6 protein-coding genes are annotated in these 10000 nt (G+C 59.6%); 3 read left to right on the top strand and 3 right to left on the bottom strand.

Annotated features, from left to right (window positions below; genetic code table 11):
• Positions 1–1115: RsmB/NOP family class I SAM-dependent RNA methyltransferase (locus tag LDL37_RS00525; protein WP_290792796.1), on the top strand; the 1115-nt coding region annotated here is incomplete at its 5' end.
• A gap of 138 nt (positions 1116–1253) precedes the next feature.
• Positions 1254–2804, top strand: coding sequence for a glutamine-hydrolyzing GMP synthase (gene guaA, locus LDL37_RS00520; RefSeq protein WP_290792793.1), 1551 nt, complete (start codon positions 1254–1256; stop codon positions 2802–2804).
• A gap of 679 nt (positions 2805–3483) precedes the next feature.
• On the opposite strand, the gene LDL37_RS00515 is transcribed toward guaA, so the two are convergent.
• From LDL37_RS00515 to LDL37_RS00505, 3 genes are read right to left on the bottom strand one after another with little or no spacing between them, the layout of a single operon-like run.
• On the bottom strand, positions 3484–4392 hold the full coding sequence (locus LDL37_RS00515) for a BadF/BadG/BcrA/BcrD ATPase family protein (protein ID WP_290792791.1): 909 nt from the start codon (positions 4390–4392) through the stop codon (positions 3484–3486).
• Between the two features lie 10 nt (positions 4393–4402).
• The gene (locus tag LDL37_RS00510) at positions 4403–5185 is read right to left on the bottom strand and encodes a copper homeostasis protein CutC (RefSeq protein WP_290792789.1); all 783 of its coding nucleotides are present in this window, start codon (positions 5183–5185) and stop codon (positions 4403–4405) included.
• Positions 5186–5191: 6 nt separating this feature from the next.
• Positions 5192–6724: a tryptophan halogenase family protein gene (locus LDL37_RS00505; protein WP_290792787.1), complete on the bottom strand. Its 1533-nt coding sequence runs from the start codon at positions 6722–6724 to the stop codon at positions 5192–5194.
• Positions 6725–7149: 425 nt separating this feature from the next.
• On the opposite strand from LDL37_RS00505, the gene LDL37_RS00500 reads away from it, so the two are divergent.
• Positions 7150–9792, top strand: a complete 2643-nt coding sequence (locus LDL37_RS00500) for a TonB-dependent receptor (protein ID WP_290792785.1) — start codon at positions 7150–7152, stop codon at positions 9790–9792.
• The last annotated feature ends 208 nt before the right edge of the window (positions 9793–10000 follow it).

Below are 10000 nucleotides of genomic sequence, written 5' to 3'. Positions count from 1 at the left end.
GCTTGTCTTTTGCAATGGACTCGTCTGCGGGGCGTTCGCTGGTACTGGGGGCGCTGCACTTCCTTGACGGCGTAAGCCTTTCCGAGATCGACGGCCTCTATACTGGCGAAGGCTACGCCCCGGCAAAGCTGTCGGTTGCGGAGCGCAAGCGACTGGAGGCTGGGGATGGCGAAGCGCCCGAATGGCTGGAGTCCGGCCTGCCGGCCTTTGTCGTGGAACGCCTCAAAAACGTCTATGGCGATGACTGGCTGAAAGAGGCCGAGGCCCTGATGCTGCCGCGCGCGCCCATCGACCTGCGCGTCAATGGCGACCGCGCCCCGCTGATCGCCGGGCTGGAAATGCTGGGCTACAGGCCTGAACCGACGCCGTTTTCGGCCTTTGGCGTGCGCCTGCCCGCCGATCCGCCGCCCAATGTGCGCGCATTGCCCGCTTTCCGGCAGGGCACGATCGAGATTCAGGACGAGGGCTCGCAACTGGCGGGCTTCCTCGCCGGGGCAAGGCCCGGCATGACGGTGGTCGATTATTGCGCCGGGGGCGGCGGCAAGACTCTGGCCCTGCTGCAAGCCATGCAGGGTGAGGGTCGTCTGATCGCCTCCGACGTCGAAAAGACGCGCCTCAACAATATCAAACCCCGCCTGACCCGTGCCGGTATGGAAGCGGAGTTGCGCCAGCTTGGCCCGGACGGCGAGGGGATGGAAGACCTCGAAGCCCAGGCCGATCTGGTGCTGGTCGATGCGCCGTGCTCTGGCTCAGGCGTGTGGCGTCGCCGGCCTGAGACCGCGCACAAGCTGGAAGAAAAAGAGGTGGCGCGCCTGCATGACTTGCAAAGCGCCATCCTGCACCGTGCCTCGCGTCTGGTGAAGCCGGGCGGGCTTCTGGCCTATGCCACCTGCTCGATACTGCCGGACGAAAATGAAATGACCGCCGACCGCTTCGAAGCCGACCACCCTCACTTCACACCGCGCCCGGTTGCCGATGCGCTGGACGGCGCCGCGGTGACCCCGGAAGGCGCGGAGACTTTGAAAAAAATTGCGCAGGGCCATCGCCTGCGCCTCAGCCCCGGAACCAGCCACACGGACGGGTTCTTCGTTTCGCTATACCGGCGCAAGCCATAAGAAAGGTCGTTAACCACAGATTACACAGATCACACAGATTGGGCGCTTGGCGCCGAGGAGGCGGATAAGTCCCGCCCGACCCTTAATCTGTGTAATCTGTGTAATCTGTGGTTCCAAAACCCATAGAAAGACAGGCGCATGTCGCATCACGAAAAAGTCCTGATTATTGATTTCGGATCGCAAGTGACTCAGCTCATCGCGCGTCGCGTGCGCGAATGCGGCGTCTATTGCGAAATCCATCCCTTCACCAAGGCCGCCGAGGCGATCAAAAGCGTCGCCCCCAACGCGGTGATCCTGTCCGGGTCGCCGCACAGCGTCGTCGAAGCCGGTCCGACCCTCGACAAGGCCCTGTTCGATATGGGCCTGCCGGTGTTCGGTATCTGCTATGGCGAGCAACTGATGTGCGACCTTTTGGGCGGCAAGGTCGAAAGCGGCCATGACCGCGAATTTGGCCGCGCCGAGATCGAAATCGCCGCCGATACGCCGCTGTTCCGCGGTCTGGGTAAGCCGGGTGACAAGGAAATCGTGTGGATGAGCCACGGCGATCGCGTTACCGCCATCCCTGACGGCTTCAAGGTTATCGCTGTTTCCGAAGGCGCACCGTTCGCCGCCATCGCCGATGAGGCCCGCCGCTTCTACGCCGTGCAGTTCCACCCCGAAGTGGTCCACACGGTGCGCGGCACCCAGATGATCCGCAACTTCCTGTTCGAGATCGCGGGGCTTAAAGGCGACTGGACCATGGCCGCCTTCCGTCAGGAAATGATCGAAAAAATCCGGGCTCAGGTCGGGTCGGGGCGCGTTATCTGCGGCCTGTCGGGCGGGGTGGATTCGTCGGTCGCCGCCGTGCTGATCCACGAAGCCATCGGCGAGCAACTGACCTGCGTCTTTGTCGATACGGGTCTGTTGCGCAAGAACGAAGGCGAGCAGGTGGTGTCGTTGTTCCGCGATCACTACAACATCCCGCTGATCCATGTGCAGGCGCAGGACAAGTTTCTGGGGGCGCTCAAGGGCCAGTCCGACCCTGAACAGAAGCGTAAGACCATCGGTCGTCTGTTTATCGAGGTCTTCGACGAAGAGGCAGCCAAAATCGACGGCGCCGAATTCCTCGCTCAGGGCACGCTTTATCCCGACGTAGTCGAAAGCGTCTCGCCGCACGGCGGGCCTTCGACCGTCATCAAGAGCCACCACAATGTCGGGGGCCTGCCGGACTATATGAAGCTGAAACTGGTCGAACCCTTACGCGAACTCTTTAAGGATGAGGTGCGCGCTCTGGGCCGCGAACTGGGCCTCAGCGAAGCCTTTGTCGGCCGCCATCCCTTCCCCGGACCGGGTCTGGCCATCCGCATCCCCGGCGAAGTGACCCCGGAAAAGGTGAAGACGCTTCAGGATGCCGACGCCATCTATCTCGATGAAATCCGCAAGGCGGGTCTGTACGACGATATCTGGCAAGCCTTTGCCGTGCTGCTGCCGGTGAAAACCGTGGGTGTCATGGGCGACGCGCGCACCTATGAGGACGTACTGGCCCTGCGCGCCGTGACCTCTTCGGACGGCATGACGGCGGACTTCTATGAGTTCCCGTGGCCGGTACTGGGCCGCTGCGCCACGCGCATCGTCAACGAGGTGAGGGGGGTCAACCGCGTCGTTTACGACGTAACCTCCAAGCCTCCCGGCACGATTGAGTGGGAATAAAAACGAGCCCGGTTTTGCACACTCTTATACCCACAAATACGCTATAATCTCTTGTATTTAAATAACAAATTGTCGATTTCTATCGACAGCCTTTGATGTGCGCTCGAATAGTGTGACGGCGTAGACGAGGGTATGCCGTCAGCTTGATACCGCCGAGAAATAAATATACCGTCAGGGTGCTAAGGGCTCTGACGGTATTTTTTTTGCCCTAACTCACTGTAAAAACGAGAGAAAACGACTTCCGAAAGCGCGATTTCGGGGTGACGGTATTTTTTGTCTCGTTTCTTAACATATTACCGCTTTGGAGGCGAGGGTAGGTAAGGCCTACCCAGTGCGCCCGCTGTGTGAAGTCGCGGACTTCTTAGACAGCAAGCGCCGCCCAGTGAAAGAAACAGACCGCAAGGTGGGGCCATACCCTTATTACGGGGCTAATGGGCAACAAGGAACAATTGACGGTTAGGCTCGCGTCCCAATCAAAGCGCGTTGCGGAACTATCTCACGCAGCAAAACATCACCATACGCGAAGCCGCATGACGCAAACCCGATGCGTTCAGGTCCACACGGGTGATCGTGATCGAAGACGACAAAGCAAAACCCTCCTGCCAAATCAATGACAAAGGGAATCACAACCCAGAACAAATGAAATCCCCCCAGAGAGTCAAACCTCAAGGCCGCTGGTCTAACACGCCGAAACGGTGCTGTCGTTACAGGGGTTGAGTTGCCCCTCACTGGCACCCGCGCACATCAGAAGCGCACCGTCCAGCGCATCGCCTTGCGCTGTGGCAATGAAGGGGCGCGCTGCGTCTGACAGGTAGGGGATGTAATGCGGTGCGACGCCGCCCAGCAGGCAGACCTGCGGGGCACCCAGGGCCGTCAGGCGCTGCACATAGGTTTCCAGCCAGCGCACGGCGGTCTTGATAATCCCGATCGCCAGTGGGTCTTCGGCCTTGGCCAGTTCCACCACATCCGGCGCAAAGGTGCCGAAATCGGTGGGGCGCGCCTCAGACAGCCAGCCATGCAGGTCAATACCGGCGCTGCTGAAAAAGCGATTGACGCGCTCGGTCAGGGCCGAGCCTTCAATGAGACCATCGCGGGCCATCAGGGCGTGGCGCAGGGCCTGACGCCCCAAAGTGGCCCCTGAACCTTCATCACCCAGGGCGAAGCCCCAGCCGCCGACCTGATGGCTCTGACCCGACAGCCAGGCATAGCCGACCGACCCCGTGCCGCCGATAAAGATAGCCCCGTCGCGGCCCCCGAACGCACCCAGACAGGCCGTATGGGCATCGGTGGCCACCTTGACGCTGTGAAACCCAGCCGCCTTGGCGCTGACACGCTGCCGGTCCGCGTCGGTGACCACGCCGGCCAGCCCCAGCCCCAGCCGGCACTCAGGAAAGATGTGCGCATCGAGCCCAGCCTGATCCAGCGCGCGGTCGATGGCTTCGCGGATATTGCCCCAGCTATAGTCGAGGCCCAGTTGAATATTGGCCGGCCCCGACAGGCCCTGCCCAAGGATGCGGCCGTCTGAGGTCGTCAGCCGCGCGCGGCAGCGTGTGCCGCCGCCGTCAATGCCGATGAAGTATCCTGACATGAACCTTGCCTCAGCTTTGCGTCATGAGCGCGTCGCAGATCGCCCGGACCAGCGAGGCCTCAGTGAGACGGTAGGAGTCGCTCGACAGGCCCAACTCCAGTTCGGCGGGGCCGACTTCCTGCAGGCGCGAGCAGGACCCATGCACCCAGGGCACACCGGTGGCACTGATGATCTGGCCGATCTGCGCGGCATTGACACCGCCACCGGCCATGATGTCGATGCGTCCGGCCGAGGTCTCGACCATCGCCCGCACGGTCTCAAGCCCTTCGATAGCGCGCATCCGGGTCCCGGAGGTGAGGACCGTGTCAAAGCCCAGCCCGATGGCCGTTTCCAGCGCGTCAAGCGGATCAGGCGTCAGGTCGATGGCGCGGTGCAGCGTCATTTTCAGCCCCTTGGCGTGCGCGCACAACCGGGCGAGAAAGCTCTCATCCAGATAGCCTTCTTCGGTCAGCGCGCCCATCACCACGCCTTCGAGACCGTGATCGGCCATGGCGTCGATGTCGCGACGCATGACATCGAGATCGTCCGGCCCATAGACAAAGCCGCCTTCGGTGGGGCGGATCATGGCGCGGGTGGAGTGGCCGAGTGCCTGCGCCGTGCGCACAAGGCCGGGCCCCGGCGTCAGCCCCCCCAGACTAAGCGCGCTGCACAGTTCAATGCGTGCTGCTCCACCTTCGACCGCGGCATAAAGCGAGCGTGGACTGTCCACGCAGACTTCCAGTTGGCAGGGTGGGGTGGGGAGGCGCCGGAGAGCGGGCTCGGCCAGCAGGGTGGGGTGTTTGGAAAGCGACATCTAACTTTATTCTCCGGCCACGATCATAAGGCCCAGCTTTTCGAGGTAGCGGGCCTGCGGTGGCATGGTGTTCGCGTAATCGGTAATGGTGCCCTGCATCTGGCGCAGTATGGCGGACAGGTCCTGCGGTTCGATCAGATCGGCCAGCGGGTCATAGCGCTTCGGCCTCAGGCCCTGACCGAACAGGACGGCCAGCCAGCTGGGGATCTGAAACAGGTCTCCGCGGGACATGATGACGCGCCCGCTCTCATTGAACTGATCCAGCTTGTACTGGAGCGAAGCGGGAATGCTCATCTCGCGGCAGTATCGCCAGAAGTTGGAATCGTCGCGCTTGGTCAGCTTGTAATGGGCGATCAGGAAATCGCGGATGGTGTCGTAATCCATGCCGACCGCCTGATTATATTGCCGGGCCAGAAGCGGATTGAAGTCCGGGTCCGGGAACAGGTCCATGAACTTGATCAGACCCGAATGGATCAGATGGATGGAGGTGGACTCCAGCGGCTCAAGGAAGCCGCCGGACAGGCCGATGGCGACCACATTCTTGTGCCAGAATTGTCGGGCGCGGCCCGTGCGGAAGCGAATCAGGCGGGGATCAGCCAGGGTCGGGGCATCGAGGTTTTCGAGAAGTATCCGCTGCGCCTCATCTTCGCTCATGAAGTCGGCGCTGAAGACGTGGCCGTTGCCGGTGCGGTGTTGCAGCGGGATGCGCCATTGCCACCCCGCGCTGTGGGCCGTGGCCCGCGTGTAGGGCAGGGGCTCTGAAACATTGGCGCAGGGCACGGCCCAGGCCCGGTTGGCGGGCAACCAGTGGCTCCAGTCCTCAAAGCCCGTCTCCAGCGTCTTTTGCAGCAGAAGCGCATGCATACCGGAACAGTCGAAGAAGAGGTCGCCGTCGAGCGTGTCGCCCCGTTCGGTCTGCACGCCGGTAATGAAGCCGTCTTCGGCACGCTGATTCACCTGCGTAATGCGGCCTTCGTGACGCATGACGCCGCGCGCTTCGGCATAACGGCGCAGGAATTGCGCAAAAAGGCCGGCATCAAAATGATAGGCATAGCCAAGCGTGGAATGTACACCGGTGTCATGGCGCGGCGCGGGCGCGAAACGCCCCTGCCGCGCGGCGACGCTGGCTAGGGAATAGGCTTCGAAGCGGGTGGTGTCGCCGGACAGGGCGGCGCGTATATAATAGTGGTGAAAGGCCGCCCGCCCGATCTGCGCCCCGATGACGCCGAAGGGATGGATGTAGCTGTCGCCCTTCTCGTGCCAGTTGCGAAACTCGATTCCTAGCTTGAAGGTGGCATTGGTTTCGCGCAGAAACGTCGTTTCGTCGATGCCCAGAAGCCGGTTGAAGTCCTGAATCGGCGGGATCGTCGCTTCACCGACGCCAATGGTGCCGATGTCTTCCGACTCAATCAGATGGATTTGCCCCAGCTTGCCTTCGGTGAGTCTCGCCAGAAGGGCCGCCGTCATCCAGCCGGCCGTCCCGCCGCCAACAATGACAATGTTACGAAAACCCGGTTGCTTCCGAGGTAAATCCTGCATGGGGGGCCTGATCGAAGAGGGGGGTATTTCAAAGATGAAAAGGCAGGGTCACAAAGTTTGCGGAACGGTGCAATGCCAATTTGGTATTTTAGTGGTTATGTTGCCAATTTGCATCAAGGTCTATTATTGGTCCTATAGTCGCCCGATCTTATGGAAAATTTATATAACTGAAAAAATTCAATAAAAATTTATGAAAGCCGAAATTCTGGCTTGAAGGGTCTATTTATATGGCGAATTTGGTCCCCAAAACGCATAATAATTAAATCAAATATATGAATTCTCGTTGACAGAGTTCAAAGTTGTCATACGCTCGTTATACGAACGCCATTTTCGTGTCACACAAGCGACGCGAACGGCGTGCGAGCCACCATGGATTTATGACCATTTAAGGGGACGAAGTGATGAGTTTGAAACGCTCTGTTTTAATGAGCACGGCGCTCGTCGGGGTGATGCTTTCGGGCGCCGCCTACGCACAGCAAGGCAACGATGTGCAGGAAGTCGTTGTTGTCGGCATCAAGGGCAGCCTGCAAAAGGCCGCGGCTATCAAGAAGAAGACCGACGCTATCGTCGATGTCATCTCGGCCGAAGACGTCAGCAAGTTCCCCGACACCAATATCGCGGAATCGCTGTCGCACCTGCCGGGTGTCAGCGTTGACCGTAACTTCGGCGAAGGCGAAAAGGTCTCGATCCACGGCACCGATCCGGCTCTGAACCGCATTCTGGTCGATGGTCACTCGATCGCCTCGGCTGACTGGGGCGGTAACCCGAATGACCCGACCAGCCGTACCTTCAACTATTCGCTGATGGCGCCGGAAATCGTCGGTCAGCTGAAGGTTTACAAGAACCCCGAAGCTTGGATCGACGAAGGCTCGCTGGGGGGTACGGTTATCCTCGAAACCCGCAAGCCGCTGGACCTGAAGCCCGGCACCATCACCGGCTCGCTCGGCTATAGCTATAATGACCGCTCGGAAAAGGGCGATGTCCGCGGTTCGGCTCTGTATAGCTGGCATAACGAAGCCAAGACCTTTGGTGTCCTCGTTGCGGCCACCTATGACAAGCAGCAACTGCACCGCGCCGGTATCGAATATTTCGGCTATATGGGTGCCGGTGCCTTCAACAGCGCCTTCACGGTGTCTGGTAACAATGTCACCGGCCCGAAGATCAACGGCGCGGCGCCGACCCTGGCGTCCTATAACCAGTTGGCGGCTGCCAATGTGCCCTGCTGCTTCAACTGGGCCTATTTCGACCAGACCCGCCAGCGCACCGGTGTCAGCACGGCCATCCAGTGGAAGCCGAACGACGACACGCAGTTTGACCTGACCGCCCTGCACATCGAAGGCGACTACACCAACTACAACCAGTCGATGTACGCCGTTCCGGTGTGGAACAGCTCGAATGCGCGCGACTTCACCGTCTCGAATGGCCTGATCACCGGGGCCTATATCCCGGCAAAGGCCGCTGGCACTGGCACCCTGACGCAGTATGACGCCATCCTGCGCACCACGGTGGTCAAGACGGACAGCGTCAACCTGGCCGGTAAGTGGAATGCCGGTGACTGGAAGGTATCCGGTAATGTCGGCTGGACTCAGGCGACCGGTGGTAAAGAACCGGAGCGCATGATCAGCTTCGACCTGAATTCGGGCTTCCAGTTCGGTTTCACGGCCAACAGCACCTATATCAACTACGATACCTCGCCCACGACGCCCAAGTCGTTCTTCCGTTCGCCGTCGTCTTCGACCAGCACCATCAACGGCGTGACCGGCAACTACGTCCAGATGGGCGGTATGGAACGCAGCCGCACCACCGATAAGGAAACCTATGGTCAGATCGACTTCCGTCGCAATCTGGACGGTTTCTTTGAGACCGTGCTGTTCGGTGCCAAGCTGACCAAGCACGAGAACTCGCTGGATGCCGAAGGCTGGGACTACTTCGCCAACAAGACCCTGTACCTCAGCGACTTTGCCTCTGAGCTGACCCCGAACGGCCTGTGGGCCGACATGGGCGGCAGCGGCAACGCCATGCAGTATCTGGGCCTGACCCGCGACGGCATCTTCGGTGTCATCAATGCCAGCATCACCCGCTATAACGGGCCGAAGTACGGCATGGAATTCACCGTGAAGGAAAACATCGCGGCGGCTTACCTGCAAGGCAACTTCCGTCACGACAAGTGGCGCGGTAACGTGGGTGCGCGTCTGGTTTCGACCGAAGACCAGTCGAACTACTGGGAAACCTCGGACGGCGGCACGACCTATACGCCCAAGAGCGTGACTCAGAAGGAAACCAAGCTGCTGCCGAACATCAACGTCGTTTATGAAGCGGCTGATGATGTCCTGATCAAGGTCGGTGCGGCGCAGGTGATCGCCCGTCCGCGCTACAGCCAGCTGGCCGGCACGGTGGAACTGAACGACCGTCAGCTGACCGGTGGTGGCGGTAACGCCAACCTGAAGCCCTATGAATCGACCAACTTCGAAGCGTCGGTGGAATGGTACTTCGACAAGACCGGCCTGCTGGCGGCGGAACTCTTCCACCGCAAGATCAGCTCCTACGTCGTCAACGACACGCAGGAAAAGGTCTTCTTCAACAAGCTGACCAACGCCAACGCGACCTACTCCTTCTCGTCGCCTTTCAATGCCCAGAACGCCACCGTCACCGGCTTCGCGCTGCAAGGGCAAAAGGATATCGCCTACGGCTTCGGTATCATCGCGAACTACACCTTCGCCGATGCCGACACCGGCACGACGGCCTACAATATGCCGTACCTGTCGCGTGATACCATCAGCGTCATCCCCTACTACGAAGAAGGCCCCTGGCAGGTTCGTCTGAGCTACAACTACCGCTCGCAATACTTCACGGGCATCGGTCGTCGTAACTCGAAGGACTTCACCGACTCCTACAAGCAGGTCGATCTGTCGGCCACCTATAAGGTCAACGACAAGGTGTCGATCTATGCCAACGGTCAAAACCTGCTCGACGAGATGTACTACTCGTTCAGCTCGTTCGCAGACGCGCCGACCGCCTTCTACAAGAACGGCCGCCGCTTCTTCGTCGGTGTGAATCTGAAAATGTAATCAAAAGTATTCATATTTTTTAATATGAATATTTAAAGTGTTCTGTATGTATTAGTGGTGCAAACTGGCCCGCCTTCAATTGAGGTGCGGGCCTTTTTTGCTTTTAAGCGGTTTAAATTTTTAAATTAAAATCGTTTGCAAAAACTTATTTTAGTTGATTGAATTTTTTGAATTGCTATTAATTTGGCGCGCCATTTGCAGGCGCGGG

The sequence above is a fragment of the Asticcacaulis sp. genome, from assembly GCF_020217185.1.
Taxonomy (GTDB): Bacteria; Pseudomonadota; Alphaproteobacteria; order Caulobacterales; family Caulobacteraceae; genus Asticcacaulis.
Note: the sequence above shows the minus strand (reverse complement) of the source record. Positions and strands in the feature narration are given on the sequence as shown.

Coding starts and splice junctions, on each gene's coding strand:
- LDL37_RS00510 (WP_290792789.1), bottom strand. CDS start 5,185: ATGTCGCTTTCCAAACACCCCACCCTGCTGGCCGAGCCCGCTCTCCGG.
- LDL37_RS00500 (WP_290792785.1), top strand. CDS start 7,150: ATGAGCACGGCGCTCGTCGGGGTGATGCTTTCGGGCGCCGCCTACGCA.
- LDL37_RS00505 (WP_290792787.1), bottom strand. CDS start 6,724: ATGCAGGATTTACCTCGGAAGCAACCGGGTTTTCGTAACATTGTCATT.
- guaA (WP_290792793.1), top strand. CDS start 1,254: ATGTCGCATCACGAAAAAGTCCTGATTATTGATTTCGGATCGCAAGTG.
- LDL37_RS00515 (WP_290792791.1), bottom strand. CDS start 4,392: ATGTCAGGATACTTCATCGGCATTGACGGCGGCGGCACACGCTGCCGC.